The organism is Paraburkholderia sp. GAS41, from assembly GCF_050436545.1.
In the GTDB taxonomy this organism is placed as follows: domain Bacteria; phylum Pseudomonadota; class Gammaproteobacteria; order Burkholderiales; family Burkholderiaceae; genus Paraburkholderia.
Genome location: NZ_JBNDMK010000015.1, coordinates 36,616 through 59,154, shown reverse-complemented (window position 1 = coordinate 59,154; position 22,539 = coordinate 36,616). Strand labels below are relative to the sequence as shown.

General features: G+C 63.2%; 20 protein-coding genes and 1 tRNA gene. 9 read left to right on the top strand and 12 right to left on the bottom strand.

Features of this window, described 5'->3' with window-relative positions; genetic code table 11:
- Positions 1–7: 7 nt before the first annotated feature.
- The 4 genes from P3T43_RS20675 to P3T43_RS20660 all read right to left on the bottom strand — a co-directional run bounded on the left by P3T43_RS20675 (position 8) and on the right by P3T43_RS20660 (position 5,039).
- Entirely contained in the window at positions 8–400 is a 393-nt protein-coding gene (locus P3T43_RS20675; RefSeq protein ID WP_429282905.1) for a hypothetical protein, read from the bottom strand.
- A gap of 63 nt (positions 401–463) precedes the next feature.
- The gene (locus P3T43_RS20670) at positions 464–1,780 is read right to left on the bottom strand and encodes an MFS transporter (RefSeq protein WP_429282904.1); all 1,317 of its coding nucleotides are present in this window, start codon (positions 1,778–1,780) and stop codon (positions 464–466) included.
- Positions 1,781–1,926: 146 nt separating this feature from the next.
- The gene (locus P3T43_RS20665; RefSeq protein ID WP_429282903.1) at positions 1,927–3,288 is read right to left on the bottom strand and encodes a CaiB/BaiF CoA transferase family protein; all 1,362 of its coding nucleotides are present in this window, start codon (positions 3,286–3,288) and stop codon (positions 1,927–1,929) included.
- A complete protein-coding gene (locus P3T43_RS20660) occupies positions 3,285–5,039 on the bottom strand; it encodes an acyl-CoA dehydrogenase family protein (RefSeq protein ID WP_429282902.1) in 1,755 nt (584 codons plus the stop codon). Before P3T43_RS20660 ends, P3T43_RS20665 begins: the two co-directional genes overlap by 4 nt.
- Positions 5,040–5,185: 146 nt before the next feature.
- On the opposite strand from P3T43_RS20660, the gene P3T43_RS20655 reads away from it, so the two are divergent.
- Positions 5,186–6,082 carry a LysR family transcriptional regulator gene (locus P3T43_RS20655; protein ID WP_429282901.1) on the top strand — a complete coding sequence of 299 codons (897 nt, stop codon included), beginning with the start codon at positions 5,186–5,188 and terminating at the stop codon, positions 6,080–6,082.
- Positions 6,083–6,153: 71 nt separating this feature from the next.
- On the opposite strand, the gene P3T43_RS20650 is transcribed toward P3T43_RS20655, so the two are convergent.
- From P3T43_RS20650 to P3T43_RS20640, 3 genes are all read right to left on the bottom strand, one after another.
- Positions 6,154–6,522 carry a single-stranded DNA-binding protein gene (locus tag P3T43_RS20650; protein WP_429282900.1) on the bottom strand — a complete coding sequence of 123 codons (369 nt, stop codon included), beginning with the start codon at positions 6,520–6,522 and terminating at the stop codon, positions 6,154–6,156.
- Between the two features lie 85 nt (positions 6,523–6,607).
- Entirely contained in the window at positions 6,608–7,399 is a 792-nt protein-coding gene (locus tag P3T43_RS20645; protein ID WP_429282899.1) for an SDR family NAD(P)-dependent oxidoreductase, read from the bottom strand.
- 123 nt (positions 7,400–7,522) lie between these two features.
- Entirely contained in the window at positions 7,523–8,428 is a 906-nt protein-coding gene (locus tag P3T43_RS20640) for a LysR family transcriptional regulator (RefSeq protein WP_429282898.1), read from the bottom strand.
- Between the two features lie 176 nt (positions 8,429–8,604).
- Between P3T43_RS20640 and P3T43_RS20635 the strand changes: the two genes are divergently transcribed.
- Complete coding sequence (locus P3T43_RS20635) at positions 8,605–9,348, top strand: SDR family oxidoreductase (protein ID WP_429282897.1); 744 nt, start codon at positions 8,605–8,607, stop codon at positions 9,346–9,348.
- Positions 9,349–9,468: 120 nt separating this feature from the next.
- On the top strand, positions 9,469–10,278 hold the full coding sequence (locus P3T43_RS20630; RefSeq protein WP_429282896.1) for a hypothetical protein: 810 nt from the start codon (positions 9,469–9,471) through the stop codon (positions 10,276–10,278).
- A 148-nt stretch (positions 10,279–10,426) separates the two neighbouring features.
- On the opposite strand, the gene P3T43_RS20625 is transcribed toward P3T43_RS20630, so the two are convergent.
- Entirely contained in the window at positions 10,427–10,834 is a 408-nt protein-coding gene (locus P3T43_RS20625; protein ID WP_429282895.1) for a PPC domain-containing DNA-binding protein, read from the bottom strand.
- A 198-nt stretch (positions 10,835–11,032) separates the two neighbouring features.
- On the opposite strand from P3T43_RS20625, the gene P3T43_RS20620 reads away from it, so the two are divergent.
- Together P3T43_RS20620 and P3T43_RS20615 are read left to right on the top strand one after the other, a co-directional pair.
- Positions 11,033–11,737, top strand: a complete 705-nt coding sequence (locus tag P3T43_RS20620; RefSeq protein ID WP_429282894.1) for a glutathione S-transferase C-terminal domain-containing protein — start codon at positions 11,033–11,035, stop codon at positions 11,735–11,737.
- Positions 11,738–11,994: 257 nt separating this feature from the next.
- Positions 11,995–13,566, top strand: a complete 1,572-nt coding sequence (locus P3T43_RS20615) for an amidase (protein WP_429282893.1) — start codon at positions 11,995–11,997, stop codon at positions 13,564–13,566.
- A gap of 42 nt (positions 13,567–13,608) precedes the next feature.
- Here P3T43_RS20615 and P3T43_RS20610 read toward each other — a convergent pair whose 3' ends face one another.
- Positions 13,609–14,871, bottom strand: coding sequence for a phospholipase D-like domain-containing protein (locus P3T43_RS20610; RefSeq protein WP_429282892.1), 1,263 nt, complete (start codon positions 14,869–14,871; stop codon positions 13,609–13,611).
- A 268-nt stretch (positions 14,872–15,139) separates the two neighbouring features.
- Here P3T43_RS20610 and P3T43_RS20605 point away from each other — a divergent pair, with 268 nt between their 5' ends.
- The 3 genes from P3T43_RS20605 to pstS all read left to right on the top strand — a co-directional run bounded on the left by P3T43_RS20605 (position 15,140) and on the right by pstS (position 19,470).
- On the top strand, positions 15,140–16,537 hold the full coding sequence (locus P3T43_RS20605) for an MFS transporter (RefSeq protein ID WP_429282891.1): 1,398 nt from the start codon (positions 15,140–15,142) through the stop codon (positions 16,535–16,537).
- Between the two features lie 284 nt (positions 16,538–16,821).
- Entirely contained in the window at positions 16,822–18,309 is a 1,488-nt protein-coding gene (locus P3T43_RS20600; protein WP_429282890.1) for an MFS transporter, read from the top strand.
- A gap of 69 nt (positions 18,310–18,378) precedes the next feature.
- Positions 18,379–19,470, top strand: coding sequence for a phosphate ABC transporter substrate-binding protein PstS (gene pstS, locus P3T43_RS20595; RefSeq protein ID WP_429282889.1), 1,092 nt, complete (start codon positions 18,379–18,381; stop codon positions 19,468–19,470).
- A gap of 114 nt (positions 19,471–19,584) precedes the next feature.
- Here pstS and P3T43_RS20590 read toward each other — a convergent pair whose 3' ends face one another.
- Both P3T43_RS20590 and P3T43_RS20585 read right to left on the bottom strand, forming a co-directional pair.
- Positions 19,585–20,325 carry a hypothetical protein gene (locus P3T43_RS20590; RefSeq protein WP_429282888.1) on the bottom strand — a complete coding sequence of 247 codons (741 nt, stop codon included), beginning with the start codon at positions 20,323–20,325 and terminating at the stop codon, positions 19,585–19,587.
- 281 nt (positions 20,326–20,606) lie between these two features.
- Positions 20,607–21,146, bottom strand: a complete 540-nt coding sequence (locus P3T43_RS20585) for a YbaK/EbsC family protein (protein ID WP_429282887.1) — start codon at positions 21,144–21,146, stop codon at positions 20,607–20,609.
- Positions 21,147–21,362: 216 nt separating this feature from the next.
- On the opposite strand from P3T43_RS20585, the gene P3T43_RS20580 reads away from it, so the two are divergent.
- The gene (locus P3T43_RS20580; RefSeq protein ID WP_429282886.1) at positions 21,363–22,226 is read left to right on the top strand and encodes an alpha/beta hydrolase; all 864 of its coding nucleotides are present in this window, start codon (positions 21,363–21,365) and stop codon (positions 22,224–22,226) included.
- A gap of 210 nt (positions 22,227–22,436) precedes the next feature.
- Here P3T43_RS20580 and P3T43_RS20575 read toward each other — a convergent pair.
- A tRNA-Ser gene (locus tag P3T43_RS20575) sits at positions 22,437–22,527 on the bottom strand.
- Positions 22,528–22,539: the final 12 nt, after the last annotated feature.

Here is a 22,539-nt window from a genome sequence, read left to right as displayed (position 1 = left end):
GCCAACACTATACTGTATATTTATACAGTTTTCCATCGACGTGGCGCGCGTGGATGAATGGCCAGGCGCAAGCGGCGCGCCTCGCTGAGCAATCAAGGTTGGACGGCGCGGCAGCCTGGAGAAAGCGTCGAAGCCTGCGAAGTTCTGCAGGATCGACGACATCCTCGATCTGTTCAAGGGGGAAGTCGACGCGGATCTCATCGGCCGAGCGAAACAGATCAAACGCTACCGGGACTGGATTGCGCATCGAAATCCAAAACGCGCAACGCCGATGGAGGCAACCCCTGAAGCAGCCTTCGCCGTTCTGACGGCGGTGATCGATCAAATACGTGCCGCGCACGCTCCGGCGCTGGAGGAATCCTGAGATTGATGCTTCCCCGGCGACGGCACGAGTTGCCATCTCATCCACTGCAAACAATTCGCGTCTTCGCGCCCGGCCCATTCGTACACGGACGCCCCCCCACTAAAACGCCTGCACCCGCGCGGCCCGCGCTATCGCCGATTTTTTCCGCTCCAGCGTCGTGATGCAGATCAGCGAAATCGCGGCGAGCACGCTGTAGAAAACCGCCAACGGCCACCATTGGCCCGGATACCGATGCGCCAGAACGGTCCCGATCAACGGCGTCAGACCGCCCGCCAGCGCCGCGCACAATTGATACGACAGCGAAATCGCCGAGTAGCGCACCCGCACCGCAAATGCGTTCGCCATGAAGCCGGCCATGACCGCGTATGAACTGGACATGCACATGACGGCCAGCGCAATGCCGATCACGATCGCCACCGGGCGCCCGCTCGAAACCAGCGCGAACATCGGATAAGGCGAAAGCATCGCAAGCGCAGCCGCGCTCTTCAGAAAGCGTCCGGTGCCCAGACGCTGCGCGAACCATCCTGCTGCGAGCTGCGTGCCAAGCTGGATGAAGGCCACCACGAACAGGCAATCGAGGATCAGCGCCCGGTCCAGACCCAGCGTCTGCGTGGTGTAGTTCAGCATGAACGTGTTGACGAACCACGCACCCGCCACGCCGATCACGTTGGCGCCGAGACACAGCAGCAGCGTGCGCCACGCGTCGCGCACCACTTCGGCGGCCGGTAATACCGCGACCCGGCGCCGTTCCTTGAGCGCCGCAAACTCCGGCGATTCTTCGACGCCCACGCGAATCAGCAGGCCGACGATCAGGAGCACCGCGCTGGCAAGAAACGGCAGCCGCCAGCCCCAGCTCATGAAGGCGAGCTTGTCCATCGAGGCGACCGCGCGAAACGCGATCAGCGACAGGATCAAGCCGGCCGGGCTGCCGAGTTGCGCAAACGACGCGAAAAACGTGCGCCGGCCTTGCGGTGCATGCTCGCTCGCCATCAGTACGGCGCCGCCCCACTCGCCGCCGATCGCGATGCCTTGCGCCACCCGCAGCAACACGAGCAACACCGGCGCCAGCACGCCCGCACTCGCGTAGGTCGGCAAAAAGCCGATCCCCACCGTGCCGACACCCATGATGGCCAGGGTCGCCACGAGTGCCTTCTTGCGGCCGATGCGGTCGCCCAGGTGGCCGAACAGCAAGCCGCCGAACGGCCGCGCGAAAAAGCCCACCGCGAAGGTGCCGAACGAGGCCAGCGTGCTGAAAAACGGCTCGCTGCCGGGGAAAAACAGCTTGCCGAAAATCAGCGCGGACGCCGTCGCATAGATGTAGAAGTCGTACCACTCGATCGTGGTGCCGACGAAAGCCGCGGCCGCGGCGCGCGCCGGTTGCCGCGCCGATGGTGCGTCATGGGGCTGATGGGTCATGTCTGTCTCCGTGATCGTTATGGGGTACTGCACTTCGTCCTATGGCCTCGCCGGCTTCGGCGGCTCCGGCGTCCTTGATGCACGCGGCGCGGCCTCGGGCTGCCGTCGCCTTCTTGCATGCAATTTCCGCTCGCCGCGCCGCGGTTTCACTCCTTCAGGACGCCGGCTTCGAACAGGCGCTGCTGGGTGGCCGTGTCGATCCCCAGCGTGTCCAGCACCGCGCGCGTATCGCCGCCAAGCGACGGCGGCGCGCTGCGATAGGTGGCCGGCGTGCGCGACAGTTTGATCGGCGTGGCCGTGCCCCGATACGCACCGATCTCGACCACCATCTGCCGATGCACCGTATGCGGATGACGCGCCACCACATCCACCGTCTGCACTGGCCCACACGGCACGCCCGCCCGCATCAGGGCGCGCGCGAGCGGCTCGCACTCGTGCGTCGCCAGCAGCACTTCGAGCAAGGCTTTCAGCTCGGCGCGATGCGCACACCGGCTGCGGTTGTCGACGAAGCGCGGATCGTCCGCGAGATCCGCCGCGCCGAGATGCCCACATAGGCGGGCAAACTGCCGGTCGTTGCCCACCGCGAGGAAGATCGGCGCGGTTGCGGTGCGATAGCTGTCGTAAGGGGTGATGTTCGGGTGGGCGTTGCCGCTACGTTTTGGCGTCTGCCCCGAGCCGAAATAGTTCGGCAGATGCGGATGCAGCAGCGACACGCCGCAGTCGTAAAGCGCGATATCGATCGACTGGCCGCGGCCGCTCGTCGTGCGCTCCGCCAGCGCGAGCAGAATGCCGGCGAGCGCATTCAGACCCGTGACCATATCGACGATCGGCAGCCCAATGCGGGTCGCTTCGCCCTTGTGGTCGCCGTTCACGCTCATCAGACCCGCCATGGCCTGGATCACCGCGTCGTAGCCCGGCAGGCCGCCGAGCGGACCGTCCGCGCCAAAACCGGAAACCGCGCAGTGGATCAGCTTCGGGAAACGCCCGCGCAGATCGCGCTCGTAATCCATACCCCAGCGCGCCAGCGTGCCCGGCTTGAAGTTTTCGACCAGCACGTCCGCGTCTTCGAGCAGCTTCCAGAGAATGGCGCGGCCCTCCTCGCATGACAGATCGACCGCGATGCCCTGCTTGTTGCGGTTGACGCCGGCAAAGTACCAGGCGGTGTCGCCGAAAAACGGCGGCCCCCAGCCGCGGGTTTCGTCGCCGCCTGGCGGTTCGAGCTTGATGACGTGCGCGCCGTGATCCGCGAGTGCCTGGGTGCAGTAAGGACCGCCGAGCACGCGGCTCAGATCGATCACCTTGATGCCTTGCAGTGCGCCGGCGGTGGCGGTGGCTGCGGTGGCTGCGGTGGTGGCAGTGGTGGCGGCAGTGGCAGTGGCAGTGGCAGTGGCAGTGGCAGTGGCGGCGCCGCCGTCACTGGCGGTGGTGCCAGCGGTGGCGGGCTGCATGCACTCACCGTTACTGCGCGCCGTCAGTTTATGGGCAGGAATCGCGTGAAGGCTGCTCATTGCGCGCTCCCGTCCGGCAGCAATTGCGTGGCCTGCAGCAGGCTGATTTCACGCCCCTTGACCAGCGCGTCGAGGATGCCGGCTTCATCGCGCGACACTTCGAACGCGAGCGGATCAATCGGCAACAGCTTGTGCCGCAGCACCAGATGACTCAGCGCGAGACGCCGGTAGTCCGGTTCGAGACGCATGCCTTCGCACGCCATCAAGACCGCCGTCGTGGCGTGATAGAGCGCCGAGCCCGCTTGCCTGACCTGCTCGTCCTGTCCAGAGTCCGCCACGCTCATGAGCGCCTTGCAGGCGCGTGTCAAGGTGGCACGCAGAAGCGCCAGGCTTGCCTCGGGCAAACCGGCCGCGCCGAGCAGATCCTGCAGATACGTGCGCAGCGGTTCGAGCGCGGCGTCACGCTTGGCCGCCCGCGCGATATCCAGCGCCACGATATTGCTGGTGCCTTCCCAGATCGAGCCGAGATGGGCGTCGCGCACGAGCCGCGCGTCGCTCCATTCTTCGATATAGCCCGTGCCGCCGCGCACTTCCATCGCATCGCCGGTCACGCGACGGGCGTCGCGGCAGGCGCGGAACTTGATCAGCGGCGTAAGGATGCGCACGCACTTCGCGGCTTGCTGGTCGCCGCTATCGGCCTGGGCGAGCAGCAGCGCGATCTGCATGAACATCGAGCGCGCCTGTTCGGCCGGCAGCAGCATCTTCAGCAACTGACGCTGCATCAGCGGCATATCGATCAGCTTGCGGCCGAACGCTTCACGATGACGCGCAATGTGCAGCGCCTCCGTCACGGCGCGCCGCATCAGGCCCGCGGCCCGCACGCCATTCGACAGGCGCGACATGTTGATCATGTCGGCCATCTGATGAAAGCCGCGACCCACCTCGCCGATCAGGTACGCCTCGGCGCCTTCCAGCACGATTTCACCGCTCGCCATCGAGCGGCTGCCGAGCTTGTCCTTGAGCCGGACGATGCGATAGCGGTTGCGCGTGCCGTCCGGCAAGGTTTTCGGCAGCAGGAACAACGCGAGGCCATGAATGCCTGCCGGTGCGCCGTCCGCATGCGCCAGCACCATGGCAAGATCGGCATCGGGATTCGAGCAGAACCATTTGTCGCCGTGGAGACGCCAGCTCATTGCGCCATTCGCCGCGATTTCCGGGCACGCCCGCGTTTCGATCCGCGCCACGTCGGAGCCGGCCGCCTGCTCGGTCATGAACATCGCGCCCTGGAATAGCGTGTCGAAATCGCGTGACGCCAGTCGCGGCAGGAACCGGGCAACGAGTTCCGGCGCGCCGAATTTGCGCAGCGTGCGCGTGAGCGAATCGGTCATGCTGACGGGACAGCACAGGCCGAATTCCGCCTGCACGAAGAGGAACGTCAGCGCGTATTTCACCAGCGGCGGTGGCGTCCGCCCAATGTGGCTCATCGACGCCAGCCCGAGCTCTGCATAAGCGACGCGTTCCAGCGCAACGTAGTCCGGATGTTTGTCGATGCTCTGCAACGCTTCGCCGCGTCGCGTGCGGTGGCGCAATTGCGGCGGGTTCTTGTCGGCGCTGAGGGCCAACTCGTCCAGTTCGCCGGACGCGCGTTGACCGAGCCACGCGAACTCCGCTTCCATCTGGCGATACAGCGAATCGCCGAGATACAGCTTCAGCAAAGCGGCCAGATCCGGATCGCTGCTGAAAAAATTGATGCCGCGGCTATCGGGGATATTGGACGAGCCGAAGATCGGCTCATGGGCGAGTTGGTTCACGGGGTTGTCTCCTGCATGTCAGTGCTGCCTACGAGTTGTGTCAGTCACCGTTGAAGCAGGATAGGAGCGCGATCGATAATCGTCTAATACAGGATTTGTCCGGTACGATAGACGGCACTTATCGTCAAGCACAGCCGGAGACGCCCGTGGACCTCAAACAGCTGCGTTACTTCGTCGCCGTGGCGGAAGAGCTGCATTTCGGCCGGGCCGCCAAGCGTCTGTTCATTTCGCAGCCGGCCTTGAGCTTCGACATCCGCAAATTCGAAGACGAACTCGGCGTGCAATTGCTGGCGCGCACCAACAAGACGGTGGCGCTCACCAATGCCGGCCAGGTGCTGCTCGACGAAGCGCGCCGTCTGTTGCTGCAGGCGAACGAAGCGCAGCGCATTACGGTGCGCTCGGCTCACGGGCTGGCCGGGCGTCTGCGTATCGGCTTCGTCAATTCGATGCTGTATCGCGGCCTGCCCGATGCGGTGAGACGCTTCGAGACCGATCATCCGAGCGTGGAAATCGTGCTGAAGGAAATGAACACCAGCGAGCAGGTGCAGGCCATTCAACGCCTGCAGATCGACATGGGCTGTGCGCATTGGGGCAATTTCCCGGCCGACGTGCTGTCGACGCGGGTGTTTTCCGAGCCGTTTCTATGCTGTCTGCCCGTGCATCATCCGCTCGCGAAGCGCAAGAAAATCGATCTGCGCCTGCTGGCGCAGGAGCCGTTTATTCTGTTTCCGCGCACGGTGTCGCCGCACTATCACGATCTGATCATCGCGCAATGCGTGGGCGCGGGATTCAGTCCGCTCATCCGCCACGAGGCCCGGCTGTGGCAGACGGTGGTGACGATGGTCGAATTCGGCATGGGCGTGGCGCTGGTGCCGCATACGCTGCGGCAGATGCATGACAAGCGCGTGTGTTACCTGCCTCTGCTTGGCAAGACGCTCGAATCGGAAGTGTTGCTGTTGCGGCGGGCCGGTGAAGCGGAACCGGTGGCGGAGCGTTTCGGCGAGTATTTGCGGGAAGCGGCGCGCGTGGCGCGGTTCGCGTAGGGCGTCAAATGATTCGCAGATGACACACCCAGGCTTGGGCCAGCGTGCCGCCGTCTGCTAGCCGATTATGCCTAGAGCGGGTCGTCCAGATGCGCGCCATCCTCCTGCGCCGGCTGCCCCGTCACCACCGCCCGCTTGCGCCGCACGTCGTAAGCGGTCAGCAGACCATGCGCCACCATGTCGAGCGCGGGCTTCACAAGCCCGTTCTTGTCGGTCCAGACCTTCGGCGTGAGCGTGCCGCTCAGGGCGACGTTATCCGCGTCGCTCAATGCCAGCAAGCCAGTCTGCACATCGTCGTCGAAAGCGATCACATTGACGAACAACGTATCGCCGTCGCCGGTGGTGGCCCGCACCTTGCAGGTCACATAACGCTTGCCGTTCTGCCCCGTGCGGATCTGCGCCTCGCCGTAGAGCCGCCCGCCTACCAGTCCATCGATCATCTCGTCCGCTCCGTTTGATTCGGCACGCGCGGCATCGGCGCCGCGCGAAAGCCGTATGATCCCACGAGCGGACGCGCAAGCCGCGTTAAAACGCGCTCTTGACGACACCGCCATCGGCGCGCAACGCCGCGCCGGTTGTCGCCGAGGACAGCGGACTCGCCACAAAGGCGACGAGCGACGCAATCTCCTCGGTCGATTCGAAGCGCTTGATGAGCGACGTGGGCCGCACATGCTCGAAGAATTCCCGCTCGACCTGTTCGGCCGATTTGCCGTCGGCCTTCGCCAGACTGTCAACGAAGTCGACCACGCCGCGCGATTTCGTCGGACCCGGCAACACGCTATTGACGGTGATTCCCGTACCCGCGACCGACTCGGCAATCCCACGCGCCACCGCGATCTGCGCGCTCTTCGACACGCCGTAATGGACCATTTCCGCCGGAATCTGCAGACCGCTTTCGCTGGAGATGAAGATAATGCGCCCCCAGTTGGCACGCTTCATGGAAGGCAGAAAGAGGCGCGCAAGCCGCACGCCGCTCAGCACGTTGACATCGAAAAAGCGCAGCCAGTCTTCGTCCGGAATCGCTTCGAACGGCTTCGGCTCGAAAATACCCAGATTGTTGACAAGAATCGCCACATCCGGATGGCGTCGCGCGAGTTCGTTCGCCGCCGCGGCCTGGCTCAGATCGCCCGCGAAACCCAGCGCGTCTGCGCCGGTTGACGCCTTCAGCTGGGCGACGGCCGCGTCCACGGCCTGTTGCGTCCGGCCATTGACGATCACACGCGCACCTTCCTGCGCGAGCGTCGTGGCAATCGCGAGGCCGATGCCCGCCGTGCTGCCGCTCACCAGCGCCAGCTTGTCTTTCAGTTGCAGATCCATGCTCTTTCCTCTCTCGGTTAGCCGCGGCTTTCACCGCGGATGAACGACGCGCACGACAGGGGCACGATGCGCGCGCGGCGCGTGACGGAATCAGCGAACCTCGAATTTATAACAGGCTGACACTCAACGCGCGGCGCTCGTGTCCGCCGCTTCGAGAATGTCCCGCAGCCAGTTCGCAAACACACGCACTCGCGACGACAATTGGCGGCTCTGCGGATACAGCACGGAAACCGGCATCGGCGGCGGCGGGAAGTCCTGCAAGATCGTTTTCAGGCGCCCGGCCTTCAGCTCCTCCGCGACCCGGTAGCGTGGCACCTGCACCATCCCCAGTCCGGCTACCGCCGCGCCGGTGTAGAGATCCGTACCGGATACCGAGACCACCGCCGCGAGATTCATCGCGCTCAACCGGCCGTCGACGGCGAATTCGAGCGGCACGGCTTTGCCCGTCGCACTCGACAGGTAATTGACCGCGCGATGCGTCGACAACGCCGCCAGATCGGCCGGCTCGCCATAGCGCGCCAGATATTCCGGGCTCGCAACCGTCACCTGTTCGAGTTCCGCGACGCGCCGCCCGACCATCGAGGAATCCTGCAAGCTCCCCGCCCGCAGCACGCAATCGACGCCCTCCCGGACCAGGTCGACCAGCCGGTCGTCCTCGCCAAGCTGCAGTTCGATCTGCGGAAACTGCGCAAGAAACGCCGGCAACGCCGGCACCACGAAATGGCGCGCCAGCGTGCCTTGCAGATTGGCCCGCAGCAAACCCTTGGGCGCCGTGTTGCTGAACGACGCCTCAGCCTCCTCCAGATCGGCGATCAGGCGCACGCAGCGGCGATAGTAGGCCTCGCCGTCGTGTGTCAGCCGGACCGTGCGCGTGGTGCGCTCGAGCAGCCGCGTGCCGAGCCGCTGTTCCATGCGCTTCAACAGATTGGTCACGGTCGCGCGCGGGATCTGCAGATCGTCCGACGCCTGGGTAAAGCTCTGGCGCTCGGCGATGCGCACAAAGACCCGCATTTCCTCGAAGCGATCCATCGACGCAGCTCCCGGCCATTATTAAAGTGAATGGAACGATGATACCAAGCTGCGAGTAATTATCTTTAAAACGGAATGATCCATGATTCGTCTCACAGACCCGCCGCGCTGAATCACGAAGCAGGATCGCCGCGCCTGGGACCTCCGCACACCCTACCGTTTAAGGAAACAGGATCATGAACCATGCAAACCCCACCCGGGTCGCCATCGTCACTGGCGCTTCGCGCGGCATCGGCGCGGCTGTCGCGCGGCGGCTCGCCAGCGACGGCTTCGCGGTGGTCGTCAATTACGCCTCCAGTTCGAAAGAAGCCGACGCGCTGGTCGCCGAGTTGCAGGCAACCGGCACCCGTGCGATCGCGGTGAAAGCCGACGTTTCCAGAGCCCACGACGTGCGCCAGATGTTCGAGGCCTGCGAGCAGCAGCTCGGCAAGGTCGACGTGCTCGTGAACAATGCAGGCGTGCTGAAGACCGTGCCGCTCGCGGACACCACCGACGCCCTGTTCGACCAGACCGTCGACATCAACCTGCGCGGCACCTTCAACACGCTGCGCGAGGCGGCGGCGCGCCTGAACGACGGTGGCCGCATCGTCAATTTTTCGAGCACGACGCTGGCGCTGAACATGCCGGGCTACGCGGTCTACAACGCCACCAAAGCCGCCGTCGAAGCGTTCACCCATGTGTTCGCCAAGGAACTGCGCGGCCGCAACATCACCGTGAATGCGGTGGCGCCCGGTCCGATCGCGACTTCGTTGTTCCTCGACGGCAAGACCGAAGAGCAGATCCAGACCTTCGCGAAGATGCCGCCGCTGCAACGGCTCGGCCAGCCGGACGATATCGCCGCAGTCGTGTCGTTCCTCGCCGGTCCCGACGCGGCCTGGGTCAACGGTCAGATCCTGCGCGCTAACGGCGGGATCGCCTGATGTCGTAGAGGCATGCGTGCTAAAGCGCTCGCGAAGCCAGGGTGAGCGTGCCATCATGGGAGCCGAAGCAGCGCGGGCGTCCGCTCGCCGCTCAACCCACCCGAGGCACTGGAGTTGTCCATGACCGAACGCGAGACGCTGCATCCGTTGCGCCCCATGCTGAAGAACTTTGTGTGGGAGCATGGCCGGATCGGCACGCGCTATCTCGACTGCAGCAATGGCGAAGTCAAATTCGACGACGGCAAGAAGTCGCGCTTCGCCGCTGAAAAGTACCTTTACGTGCCGCTCGGAAAAGAAGCGGTCGACGACCCCAAGGTCGAAGGCCCTGCAATCCGCGAGGCCGCACTGGACCGGTTTCTGCACGCGGCGCAACTGGGCAAACCGGAGGAAGCGGGCTCGGCTGCGGATGTACAGCGCGCGGCGCAAGACTGCATGGAACTGGCTGTTTTCAGCGCCTATCAGCACGACGCGCACGAGGCGCAAGCCCGCTATGCGCAAGAGGCGATGTTCGACGACGAGATCCGCGCCGCGGTCGTCGAGGATATCCGGCGCATGTATGCAGGCATGCGCGAACATCTGGCGCTGTATGACTTCACGGTTCTTTATGGCCTGCCCGCTCCGCTGCTGTTCAGCGATATGCCCTTCGTCGACTGGCGCGTGCGCGTGAAGCCCGCGTTGCCGCTCGTCTCGCTGCCGCTTGGACCGTACGCTTTGCTGGTCGGCACGCCGTCAGGCAGAACCAGCCGCGTCGCGCCCGTGGCGTGGAAAACGGCCGTGTCGATGGGTTCGCTAAAGGACCATAACCGCTTACAGGTCGAACGCGCACGACTATGGCTGGTAGCCACCTCCGACGATCAGCTGGTGGCGCTACAGGCGCGTTTTCGGCCGCCCGAAGCTGACGCCGGTTCGTCACCCACTGCGAAGCAGTAGCGCAACGCCTGATACGGCGGGCGTACTGTGAAGCCGTTGCCCGCGTGCCTGACGATAAAACACAAGAATTCCTGATCGCCCTGCTCGCGTATGCCGACGTAAAAGCCGCGTAGCGCCGGCTGCGCCGCCAGCCGGTCAGCAAGCCAGTTCATCCCTTACGCGTCTGCGCGCGGATCACCAGTTCCGCGAAACCGGTGCGCGCATCGTGCTCGCGCGAGAAACGATGTTCGGGCAATAGCGCCAGCAAGATCTCCGCCGTGGTGCGGACGACGCAGCCGCGCGCCACGTGTCCACCGAACACCTGGCCGCGCGCATCGGCGACGGACATGTGCAGGTGCGCGCCATCCGGCGAGATCGATCCAGCGAGCGTGAGAATCTCCAGGTCGCCGTGTAATCCGGTCGGCTCATCGATACCTGCGAATCGCAATTGCGCGCCATGCAGACTGCCGATACCCTGCAACACGAAGGCCGCCGTCACGTCGAGTTCGCGTAGCGCGTCTTCGAGCGCACCGCGCAGGTCGTCGCCAGGCGACAGTCGCACAGGACAGGTTTGCATGGCTCGACTCCAGGTTGGCGGCCTGCACGGCGCAGGCTGCTTCGAGGAGCGTGCGAGTGTGCAGGCTTAGGGTTTCGTCTTCCGGATACGTGTTGCGGCCACTCAATTGCACTTGATTGCACTTGAGCAGGCGAGCGTCTATCTTACGGATTATCCGGCGCATCGCGCGGTGCGCCGCAGCATCGCAGGGAGTCCATCATGATCACGCTGTATTCGTATCCGGGTTTGTATGGGCTCGAAGACAACAACCCGTACGGCCAGAAGGTATTCGCTTTCCTGCGACTCTGCGGCCTGCCCTTCGAACATCGGCATATTCTCGATGCGAAAGCGGCGCCGCGCGCCCAGCTGCCGTATCTCGTTGACGATACAACGATGATCGGCGACAGCGATGCGATCATCGCGCATCTGAAGCGGAAATACGCCACGCCCATCGACGACGCGCTTACGCATCCGCAACGCGATCTCGATCTGCTCATCCGCCGCACGCTCGACGATCTGTACTGGGTGATGTCGTATTCGCGCTGGGCCGATCCGCGTTTCTGGCCCGCGTTCAAGAATGCCATTCTGACCACCCATCCGGACGTGACCGCAGAGGCGCTCGAGGGTGCGCAAAAATACAACTTCGAGCGCTATCACTATCAGGGCATTGGTCGTTATCAGGCAGACGAGGTCTATGCACGCGGCGTGGCGGATCTGCAGGTGTTGTCGAATCTGATCGACGACGACAGCTTCCTGTTCGGTACCCAACCGGCCAGCACCGACGCAGGCGTGTATGGCTTCATCGCCAATATTTATTTCTACGACATCGATACACCGCTCAAGCAGTTCGTCCTGTCACGGGAGAACCTGGTGCGGCATTGCAAGGCGATGCGAAGCGCGGTGAACGGGGCGGCGGTGGCTTGACTGAACGCAGTGGGAATCGCCACTCGCGCAAACAGCGTGGCGCGCTTCACTTAACCCACGGCTTTCACACAGCGTGCATGAAGCTCGCAGGTAGCCGCCCTTCGCCTTAACTGCAGTGCGGACTTTCACCGCCAGCCGATTTTGTTAAGGTAATCTCGCGCGATCAAGATTCGCTGCCACGGTGCTGCGGCAAAGACAGCCGGCCGGACGCCTATCGCGTGGCGCTTCCGCGTTTACATTTCAACAAAAACATCCCTATGCGACGACGCAGTTTTTTCGCTTCACTTGGTCTGCTAGCCTCCGCACTTTCCACACGCCATGCGTCCGCCGTGCCTTCGAGCACGACGCATATCGACGCCCCTTCCGCGGCCCCTGACCCCGCCAGCGCCGTGCGCACCAGCCGTCACTATCTGGAACGGATTACCGCGCTCGACCGGCACGGTCCGGAACTGCGCAGCATCATCGAACTCAATCCGGATGCCTTGCAGATTGCCGCCGCGCTCGACGCCGAGCGCGCGGCCGGCAGCTCGCGCGGTCCGCTGCATGGCGTGCCGGTGGTGGTCAAGGACAACATCGCCACCGGCGACCGGATGGCAACGACGGCGGGCTCACTCGCGCTCGACGGCGTGCGTGCCAGCCGCGACGCGCATGTGATCGAACGCCTGCGCGCGGCAGGCGGCGTGATTCTCGGCAAGACCAATCTCAGCGAGTGGGCCAACATCCGCTCCCCACGTTCGACGAGCGGCTGGAGCGGGCGCGGTGGCCTGTCACGCAATCCGTATGCCCTGGACCGGTCCACGAGCGGCTCCAGTTCGGGCTCGGCGGCCGCTGTCGCAGCGAACCTCACACGCCTCGCGATCGGCACCGAGACCGATGGATCGATCGTGTCGCCGTCCTCGATGATGGGTGTCGTCGGGCTGAAACCCACAGTCGGGCGCATCAGCCGCGACGGCATCATCCCGATCTCGCACACCCAGGATACGCCCGGGCCGATCGCCCGCACCGTCGGCGACGCCGCCCTGCTGCTGGCCGCGCTGGCCGGCCCGGACCCGCGCGATCCGGCGACCCTCGGCGCGCCTGCGCCTGATAACTATCTGGCCGCGCTGGACAAGAATGCCTTGCGCGGCGCGCGCATCGGCGTGGCCCGCGAATTCTTCACCGGCCACGATGAAATCGACCAACGTATCGAGTACGCCCTCGCCAAACTGGTGCTGCTGGGCGCCGAACTGGTCGATCCGATCAATCTGCCCAAGGTCGGCTACGAAAACGAAGAACAGGCCGTGCTGCTGCACGAGTTCAAGCACGATCTGCCGCTCTGGCTCGCGACGTTTGCGCCGCACGCGCCCATTCGCACGCTCGCCGATCTGATCGCATTCAACGACACGCATCGTGAACGCGAGATGCCGTACTTCGGCCAGGAGTTGCTGATCCAGGCGCAAGCGTTGGGCGGCCTGGACAGCGACGTCTATGTGCAGGCGCTGGCCGCCTGCCGGAAAGGTTCGCGCGACGAAGGCATCGACCGCGCGCTTCGCGAGCACCGGCTGGACGCGATTGTCGCGCCGACCGGCGGCACCACCTGGCTCACCGATTTCATCAATGGCGACAGCGGCGGCGATGGCTTCTCCACGCCCGCAGCGGTGGCCGGCTATCCGCACCTGACGGTGCCAGCCGGCCTGGTGCGCGGTCTGCCGATCGGCTTGTCGTTCGTTGGCCCGGCATGGAGCGAAGCGCGCTTGCTGGCGCTCGGCTACGCGTTCGAGCAGGCCACCCAATGGCGCGAGGAACCGCAGTTCATCAAGCAGTCGAGCATTCCGCCCATCCGGGTTTGATCCGCTGGCAGGCCCGCTCGCGCACCCGCAGCGGGCCTGACTTCAAAGCTGTCCATCGAGCAGCGCGGCCAGCTTCTCCATGAGCTTTTCTTTCGGCGAGCGGCGCAACCAGTCATCCAACGTGATCTGCTCGGACTTCGCGAGGTCCTCGGCGAAAATCGCCGTCTGCTGCCTTGCAAAGTCACGGTCGTAGATGTTCAGGTTCGCTTCGTCGTTCAGCTTGAACGAACGGCTGTCGAAGTTGGTGGAGCCCACCGAGACCAGATATTCATCCACCACCAGCAGCTTGCAGTGAAACATGGTCGGCTGATACTCGTGCATTTCAACGCCGGCTCTCAGCAGATCGCCCCAGCACGCTCGCGACGCCTCACGCACGGTATGTGTGTCGATCTTGTTGCCGGGCGTCAGCACCTGCACCTTGACGCCGCGGCGGGCCGCTTCGACGAGCGCGTTGATCGTCAGCTTGTCGGGCACGAAATACGCGCTCGCCAGATGGATCGAATGGCTGGCTGCCGTGATCGCCATCAGATACATCAACTGCATGTCGTCACTGCCGCCCGACGGCGAACTGCTGAACATATGCGCGAGGCCGTCGCCGCAGGGTTCGATCGCCGGGAAATAGTCGGCACTGTGCAGTACATTGCCGCTTGCCTTGACCCAGTTGTCCATGAAGACGGCCTGCATATGCCCGACCACCGGACCGGCGACGCGAAAATGCGTATCGCGCCAATGCTGCGGGTCTTGAGCGCGGCCGGTCCATTCCTGCGCAATCCCGACGCCACCGGTAAAACCGGTGCGCCCGTCGACCACCAGCAGCTTGCGGTGCGTGCGGTCGTTCATGCGGCCGAGGCCGGTCCAATGCGGCTTGTGATAACGGAATACCTCGGCGCCGCCGTCTTGCAGCATCTGCAGATAGCGCCGCTCCATCTTCGACGAGCCCATCCAGTCCAGCAATACATGCACGGCGACCCCGGCGCGCGCCTTGTCGGCAAGTGCCTGGGCCATCTGTTCGCCAATCTCGCCCGACCAGTAGATGAAGGTTTCGAACGTGATGGTTTTTTGCGCCGAGCGGACGGCGGCCAGCATCGACGGAAAGATCTCGTCGCCATTCACCAGTACCTCGAAGCGATTGCCGCCGATGACGGGCGGCCCGAGCAACAGGCCCATCGAACGCATGAACTGCGGGTCGTCGCTGGCGTAGAGCCGTTCGATGTTGTGCTCGATCTTCTTTTCGCCGCTCGACAGGTTGGCGATCACCAGCACGACGACGAGCGTGGCGACGGCGGTAAGCAGAATCGTCAGCATGCGTGAATCCGGTTTTGGCTCGCAGACGCGAGCGTGAATGTGAACATGAAAGTGACCATGAGCAGGCGTGGCCGTGGACACCACCCGCGTAGCAGCACGGTTCGTGCCGCGCCCTGCCCGATTGCGATTCGCGCCGTCCACGCCGCGCGCACGTTCGCGGATTCGCCTGGCATCATGGCGGTTCATGTAGGGAACACTTCAGCGCATGACCGCGCGTTCCAATGCCATAATCGGCACTTCGCAAGCCTTCCGCAGACCGTTTCAACCCATGACACTCGTCCAGAAAGCGCTTCTTGCTCCGCTCATCGTCGCCTGCGCGATGTTCATGGAAAGTGTCGACGCGAATGTGATCGTAACCGCTCTGCCCTCGATGGCGCGCGACTTCGGCCGCGATCCGGTCACCCTCAAGATCGCCGTCACGAGTTATGTGCTGGGACTCGGCGTGTTCATTCCCGTGTGCGGCTGGCTTGCCGACCGGTACGGTGCCCGCACCGTATTTCGCACTGCCATTGGTATCTTCGTGGCCGGTTCGCTGCTGTGCGCGGCGTCCAACTCGCTCGCCACCTTTACGGTCGCCCGCTTCATACAGGGCGTAGGCGGAGCGATGATGGTGCCGGTCGGACGCATCATTATTTTCCGCGTGGTGCCCAAATCCGAGTTCATTCGTGCGATGAACTACCTCAGTGTGCCCGCCATGCTCGGGCCGGCAGCCGGTCCGTTGCTGGGCGGTTTCATCACCACGTATCTGCATTGGCGGCTGATTTTCTTTATCAACGTGCCGGTTGGCGTGCTCGGCATTTATCTGACCAACCGTCATATCATCAATACGCGCGAGCCGCATCCGGGGCCGCTCGACTGGATCGGCTTTTTTCTCTCGGCCGGCGGCGCGACCCTGTTTTTGCTGGGGCTCTCGCTGATTGGCGGAGAGATGACGTCGAACAGCAATGCGATCGGCATGTGCCTGTGTGGCGCTTTCCTGCTGGCCTGCTACATCCCGTACGCGCTGCGCATCAAACTGCCGCTGCTCGATCTGCGCTTTTTTCGCATTCCCACCTTCCAGGCAAGCGTGGCCGGCGGCTCGTTGTTCCGCATCGGTCTGGGAGCGCTGCCGTTCCTGTTGCCGCTGCTGCTGCAGGAGGGGCTCGGCAGAAGCGCGTTCGAGTCCGGGCTGATTACCTGTGCCTCCGCTTTCGGCGGCATGTTCATGCGGACCATGGCTTCGACCGTGTTGCACCGCTACGGATTTCGCAACGTGCTGGTCGTCAATGCCGCGCTATCCGGTATCGCCATTGCAATTTGCGGCGCGTTCTTTCCAGGCACGCCTACGTGGTTGATCTGGTTCGTGGTGCTGCTCGGCGGGTTCTTTCCGGCGCTGCAGTTCACCTCGCTGAACTCGCTGACCTACGCGGAGATCGCAAGCCGCGATGTTGGCCGGGCGACGAGTCTCGGCAGCGTCGTGCAGCAGATGTCGCTCGGCCTCGGCGTGACGATCGGCGGGATCGTGCTGCAGATTTCGCAACTGCTCCATGGTCACGTGCATGTCGCCTGGACCGATTTCTGGCCGGCCTTCCTCGTCGTCGGGCTGTGCTCGTTCGCGTCCATTCCGGTCACGCTGCGTCTGCCGCTTCGCGCGGGTGAAGAGATTTCGCGCGGCAGCCGCGGCTGATGCTCGCCGGTTGAGCTGACGGTGCGTGCGCGTTGCGGCGCACCACCGTCGCTGCATTGATCCCCACCCGATTCTTTAGCACTCCCGCAGAGATCGGGTTTCCCCTGGCCGACGGTCTGCCGACTGCGCCTGTCATCTGCCCGACACCCATGCGCGTCAATATGGCCGCTAGCATCGCCATTCCCTGCGAGGGAGTCGCGCCGCTCATCAAAGCGGCCTCCTCGCGGCAGCCACATCCCACTCCATCACGAGCGCAATAGCAACACATCCACAAGGAGATTCGCATGCATGACGTGGCAGAGTCCGAGCGGTTGCAGCGCGCCCAGGTGAAATCCGTTCAGCAATACATCGACGAACGGCCGATGTGGCCCGACGGTACGCATCTTCCTTCGGTGCCGATGACCGGCATGCAATGGCGCATCTGGGCACTCGCGGCCGCCGGCAAGTTCTTCGAAGGCTTCGTCGTCTTCATGACCGGCGTGGCGTTGCCGCTCATCTCGCGCGAGTTCGGCATCGGTGCCGCGCAGAACGGCCTGATCAGCGCGGCCAGCCTGATGGGGATTCTGGTCGGCGCCGTGGGTCTCGGCGGCATGTCCGATTACTTCGGACGCAAGCGGATGTTCATTGTCGAGATGGTGATCTTTTGCGCATTCCTGGTCCTGCTGGTGATGTGCACCAACTTCGTCTCGCTCGTGATCTGCCTGTTCGGTCTCGGTGTCGCGCTTGGCTGCGACTATCCGACCGCGCACATGATCATTTCCGAAAGCATCCCCAGCACGAGCCGCGGCAAGCTGGTGCTCGCCGCGTTCGGCTTCCAGGCGCTCGGCGCACTGGGCGGGACGGCGGTGGGTTTTCTGGTGCTCTCGACGGTCCCGAACCTCGATGCATGGCGCTGGATGTACGGCACGGCGATCATCCCCGCGCTGGCGGTGACGATCGGCCGCTTCTACATCACCGAAAGCCCGAGCTGGCTGCATATTCGCGGCGCGGTCGACCGTGCGGAAGCCGCTGCCACGCGCCTGCTCGTGCGCACGCCGCAGTATCCGACCAGCATCGCGCTGTCGCGTGAGATCGACAACGCGGCTACCGGTCACGGCGGCCACGGGAGCTTTCTCGCGCTGTTCGCCAAACGCAATCTGCGCGCGACGATCCTCGCCTCGGTGCCGTGGTTCCTGCAGGATCTGGGCACGTATGGGATCGGCATCTTTACGCCGACCATCCTCGGCGCCGCATTCGGCGCCAAGCAGGATCACGTGCGCAGCATCACCGACCTGATCCTCAACGACATCCTCGCCGCCAAAGGCGCCGCGCTCATCACCATGCTGCTGATCGTGGGCATCATCTTCGCGGTCATCCTCGCCGACAAGGTGGGCCGTATCTGGCTGCAGGTGATCGGCTTCGTCGGTTGCGCGGCGGGTCTGCTGCTTGCTTCGTTCTCCGATGGATTTGAAGGCTCGACCAAGACCATCATCATCTTTGCCGGTTTCATGCTGTTCAACTTCATGACCAACCTGGGACCCAACGCGCAGACCTATCTGCTGGCCGGCGAAGTCTTTCCGACCGCGATTCGCGGCACAGGTGCCGGTTTTGCGGCGGCGGTCGGCAAGATCGGCGCGGTGGCGACGGCGTTTCTGTTCCCGATTCTGCTGACGGGCATCGGCACAGGTCCGTTGCTCTATATTCTCGTGGCTACGTCGATTCTCGGTGCCGTGGTGACGTGGATCTTCCGTATCGAAACGAATGGCGTGAGCCTCGACGAAATCGGACAGTAGACAAGTCCCCCCATCGTCCTGACTGCTTCACACAAAAGACGACTTCCTGGTAACGCGACGGAGAGAGGCATGACTCACCACGTTAAGCATCCGGCACTGCATTCGCGTTGGCGGCGTTGGGCCGCGGCGCCGCTATGCGTCGCCACGCTCACGCTGATGACGGGCGCGCTGGCGAATGCGCAAGACCTTACGCTGACGGAAACCGGTTCGACCCTGCTGTACCCGCTCTTCACGACCTGGGTGGACGCGTACACGAAGTCGCATCCCGGCATTCACGTGAGCGTGGGGGGAACCGGCTCGGAGGCCGGCATTCAACAGGTGCTGGCGGGCAAGGTGCTGATCGGTGCTTCGGATGCCTATATGTCCGATGCAGAAATGCGGCAACATCCGCAGATCATCAATGTGCCGCTGGCGATTGCCGCACAGACGGTCAACTACAACGTCCCCGGACTCAACACGACGCATCTCAAGCTGGATGGACCCGTGCTCGCCGGAATCTACTCAGGTGCGATCCGCAACTGGGATGCGCCGCAGATCGCGGCGCTCAATCCGGGCGTAGCATTGCCGAATCATGCGATCGTGCCGATTCACCGGGCCGAGGGCTCCGGCGATACCTTCGTGTTCACGCAGTTCCTGTCGTTCGCAACCCAGGATTGGGAAAACGATAAGGGCTACGGCACGACCATCGCGTGGCCGAACGTGCCGGGTAGCGCGACGGCCGTGGGCAATGCGGGGATGGTGCAGGCGTTGCAGTCGACGCCCTACTCGATTGGCTATGTAGGCGTCAGCTTCAGCGACAAGCTCGCGACCGCGCAACTGGGTACGGCCGCGCTCAAGAATGGCGCCGGTGAGTTCGTACTCCCGAGCAAAGAGAGCATTACGGCCGGCGCCGCCTCGCTGGGTCCGCGCACGCCGGCTGACGAGCGGCTGAGTCTGGTGTTTGCGCCGGCCTCGGGAGCCTATCCGCTCGTCAACTACGAGTACGCGGTCGTCTCGACGAAGCAGGCAGACCCGACAACCGCCGCAGCGCTGCGCCGCTTCCTGCTGTGGTCGATCGTGCCGTCCGAGACCAATGAAGCTTACCTCGATACCGTGCACTTCATTCCGCTGCCGCCGCACACGTGGGAACTGAGTCAGGCGCAGATCCAGTCGATCAGGTGAGCGGTTGGGGCTTGCTCATAGCGGCAACGCGATGCGTTGCCGCGTTCTTCCCTAGCGCATTGCGTCAGTGCCTGGCGTCGACCATGCGACGTTTTCGCCTGACGCGGCTCTCCGTTACGACTTCGACGGGCGGCCTGTCTTGACCGCTTCCACTGCGGAAATCGCTGCCAGTAGACGCTTCGCAGTTGCTCCTTCGAGCAGGAGCAGGCCCGCACGCAACACTTCGCTTTTCTTCACCGATACGCCCGCGTCGAGGCACTTCTGCTTCAAGGCAGCGATTTTTTCGTAGTCGGATTTGGGCATCGTGAAGCTGTCGCGGATGACCTTTTCTTTCTTTGCGACTTCTTTCTTTGCGACTTCCTTCTTTGCGACTTCCTTCTTCACCACCGCTTTCTTCGGGCTGGCCTTTTTCGGGGTCTCCTTTTTAGCAGTTTCCTTTTTAGCGGTTTCTTTCTTCACGGCCTGGACGGGTTCGGCGGCGACTGCGCCAGCCTTGACCGTCTGCTCTTTGGATACGGCCCTGGTCTTGGTTGCCGCCTTTTGCTTCGGTGCGGTTTTCACCTTTGCGGTCTTTTCTGTTGCGGTTTTTTCTGTTGCCGCTGCTTCTGTCTTCGGCACGGCTTTTCCTTTTGCTTCGGCTTTCACCTTCGGCGCGGCTGTCTTCGGTGCCGCTTCTACTTTCGTAGAGACCTTACGGCGCGATTCTTTCGACGCTGCGACTGCCTTCGGCTTTGCTTTCACGATTGCTTCGACCGCTGCCTCGACTTTCGTGTCACCCGTCGCCGCGGTTGTCGCCGCGCTCTTGGGAAAGTGAAAGGTCTTGCTGGTCGGCTTCTTGATGCTGGGTTCGTTCATTATCATCTCCACGTCATAAACAATATAAACAGTATATACGGTTTATATTGATTGATCGATGTATCGACATCCAGCGAGCCCGCGCGCATAGGCCCGCAAGTTGTCCACACATTCCGTTCATAAGGATGTGGATAACGTGCGGGCAAACCGGGTAACTGGTTGAACGACAGGGATATTTGCAGTGCGCGCTCGGGTTGCGCAAGGGTGGGCAGTTCGTGCCGCGCTAAAAGCGAAAAGATCGCCACCGTGATCGGCACCTCAGCACAACGCTGACTCGCGGCTTACTCCGCAGGCAGCGTCAGCGCCGCGACTTCACAATTGCGCAGGCTGCGCAGCACAGCGGGCGCCAGTAACAACTTGGCTTCGCGCACGCCTGCACCCATGACGACCTGCTCGCGCTCCATCACGGCTGCGTCGACGAGAATGCGCCAGTCATCCGGCACCCCGAACGCCGTAATCCCGCCGAATTCCATGCCGCTATGCTCGACCGCGACCTCCCGCTTCGCGAACGACAGTCGCTGCGCGCCGAGGTGCGTCTTCACCGCGCCGTTGATATCGAGCCGCAGCGAACCGAGCGTCACGATTGCGGCGTATTGCTCGGTGCCGTCTTTCTTGTATTTGATCACGATGGTGTTCGCGCAGTCTTCCAGGCCAAAGCCATAGCGTGCGCTGAATGCTGCGGTATCCGAGGCGTCGTCGCTGACGGCGAATACGATGACTTCGCCAGGCGGCAAATGGGCGATCACATGCGCCGGGAGACGACCCGCAAGCTGGTCGGCTGCGACGATATCCAGTTTCTGGAGGGATTCGTGTGAGTGCATGGTGGTTGGGCGGTTTGGCGTGGCTCGATGTGCCTCTATTCTAGCGGGTCGTTATTTCGGGTGCAGCGCGAGCCACGTGCCGTGTTGATGCACGCAATGGATAAGGCACGCGGCATTCCCACACATTTCCCATTTGACCGCGTGTCTCGTATGCTCGCGTTTGTCATCCTCCGGGTGACAAGGAAATTCCGAAGTTATCTGCTCAAGAGGCTTTACGTGCTCCTGCATAAAACTGCTTGCCTCCGCTCGTCTCTCGTTGCGCTCGCGCTGGGTTCGCTTGCGGTTGCTACGGCGTACGCGTCCGGCTTCGAACCGCATCGCCCGCCGCTCGCGAACGATCTGGCGATCCGCATCGCGTCGCAAGACGGCGTAGTCGTGCGCGATCTGCCGCTTGCAGATGGCACGTTTCAACGCGTGCTCTACGATGCGCCGTCGTCGGAAGCGCGCGGCATCATCGTGATGTTTCCAGGCGGCGCCGACGATCTCAGTATCGAGAAAGATGGCCAGATCCGGCACGCGGACAATTTCGTCGTCCGCTCACGCGATCTTTGGACTGCGAAAGGTTACGGCGTCGTGCTCGTCGATGCAATCGGTCATCAGTCGATGCGCGGCAAGCGCAGCACCGCGGCCTATGCCGACGTGACGCGGCAAGTGATCGCCTTTGCGCATCAGCAGGCTAGCGCGCCCGTTTGGGTGCTGGGCACGAGCCAGGGGTCGATTGCTGCGATGAACGCGGCCTCGCACGCCAAAGACGGCGATATTGCGGGCGTGATCCTGACCGAATCGGTGTCGATCCTCGGCGGCTCGCACGAAACGGTTTTCGATGCTTATCCGCAGGATGTCTACGTTCCGGCGTTAATCGTGGCGAACAAGGACGATCGATGCAGCGTGGCCCCGCCGTCAATGGCCGAATCCATTGCGCAATCGATGCGTAACACTCATGCGACGGTCCTCTTCGTGCAAGGCGGTAGTGTGCGTTCTTCCAATGAATGTGCGTCGCTTTCACCGCATGGGTATTACGGTATTGAAGGGTTGGTGGTGGATGAGATTGCTGCGTGGATGGCGCGGGTGGGGGCTTGAGGGTGGTGGTGGGTGGCGCGCTTAGTTTTGCTGCTGTGGGGTGCTCCTGCTCGTCGGCACGACTGCGATCACACCATCAGACTTGCGGCTGGAGCTCGATTGCATCAATCGGAAGGCTGTCGGTTTGTCGGCGAAGGCTTCACCGGCGCACCATAGACAAAAAGCCGTTGAATCTCTAACGATTCAACGGCTTATCATTCTGCAAAATTCTGGCGGAGAGACGGGGATTCGAACCCCGGATAGGTTATTAACCTATACACGCTTTCCAGGCGTGCGACTTAAACCGCTCATCCATCTCTCCGGCGGGAGTCGA

Excerpts from the sequence above, each read along its gene's own strand:
- P3T43_RS20675 (WP_429282905.1), bottom strand. The coding sequence starts at position 400 with ATGGCAACTCGTGCCGTCGCCGGGGAAGCATCAATCTCAGGATTCCTC.
- P3T43_RS20670 (WP_429282904.1), bottom strand. The coding sequence starts at position 1,780 with ATGACCCATCAGCCCCATGACGCACCATCGGCGCGGCAACCGGCGCGC.
- P3T43_RS20665 (WP_429282903.1), bottom strand. The coding sequence starts at position 3,288 with ATGAGCAGCCTTCACGCGATTCCTGCCCATAAACTGACGGCGCGCAGT.
- P3T43_RS20650 (WP_429282900.1), bottom strand. The coding sequence starts at position 6,522 with ATGATCGATGGACTGGTAGGCGGGCGGCTCTACGGCGAGGCGCAGATC.
- P3T43_RS20645 (WP_429282899.1), bottom strand. The coding sequence starts at position 7,399 with ATGGATCTGCAACTGAAAGACAAGCTGGCGCTGGTGAGCGGCAGCACG.
- P3T43_RS20640 (WP_429282898.1), bottom strand. The coding sequence starts at position 8,428 with ATGGATCGCTTCGAGGAAATGCGGGTCTTTGTGCGCATCGCCGAGCGC.
- P3T43_RS20635 (WP_429282897.1), top strand. The coding sequence starts at position 8,605 with ATGAACCATGCAAACCCCACCCGGGTCGCCATCGTCACTGGCGCTTCG.
- P3T43_RS20630 (WP_429282896.1), top strand. The coding sequence starts at position 9,469 with ATGACCGAACGCGAGACGCTGCATCCGTTGCGCCCCATGCTGAAGAAC.
- P3T43_RS20625 (WP_429282895.1), bottom strand. The coding sequence starts at position 10,834 with ATGCAAACCTGTCCTGTGCGACTGTCGCCTGGCGACGACCTGCGCGGT.
- P3T43_RS20620 (WP_429282894.1), top strand. The coding sequence starts at position 11,033 with ATGATCACGCTGTATTCGTATCCGGGTTTGTATGGGCTCGAAGACAAC.
- P3T43_RS20615 (WP_429282893.1), top strand. The coding sequence starts at position 11,995 with ATGCGACGACGCAGTTTTTTCGCTTCACTTGGTCTGCTAGCCTCCGCA.
- P3T43_RS20610 (WP_429282892.1), bottom strand. The coding sequence starts at position 14,871 with ATGCTGACGATTCTGCTTACCGCCGTCGCCACGCTCGTCGTCGTGCTG.
- P3T43_RS20605 (WP_429282891.1), top strand. The coding sequence starts at position 15,140 with ATGACACTCGTCCAGAAAGCGCTTCTTGCTCCGCTCATCGTCGCCTGC.
- P3T43_RS20600 (WP_429282890.1), top strand. The coding sequence starts at position 16,822 with ATGCATGACGTGGCAGAGTCCGAGCGGTTGCAGCGCGCCCAGGTGAAA.
- pstS (WP_429282889.1), top strand. The coding sequence starts at position 18,379 with ATGACTCACCACGTTAAGCATCCGGCACTGCATTCGCGTTGGCGGCGT.
- P3T43_RS20590 (WP_429282888.1), bottom strand. The coding sequence starts at position 20,325 with ATGAACGAACCCAGCATCAAGAAGCCGACCAGCAAGACCTTTCACTTT.
- P3T43_RS20585 (WP_429282887.1), bottom strand. The coding sequence starts at position 21,146 with ATGCACTCACACGAATCCCTCCAGAAACTGGATATCGTCGCAGCCGAC.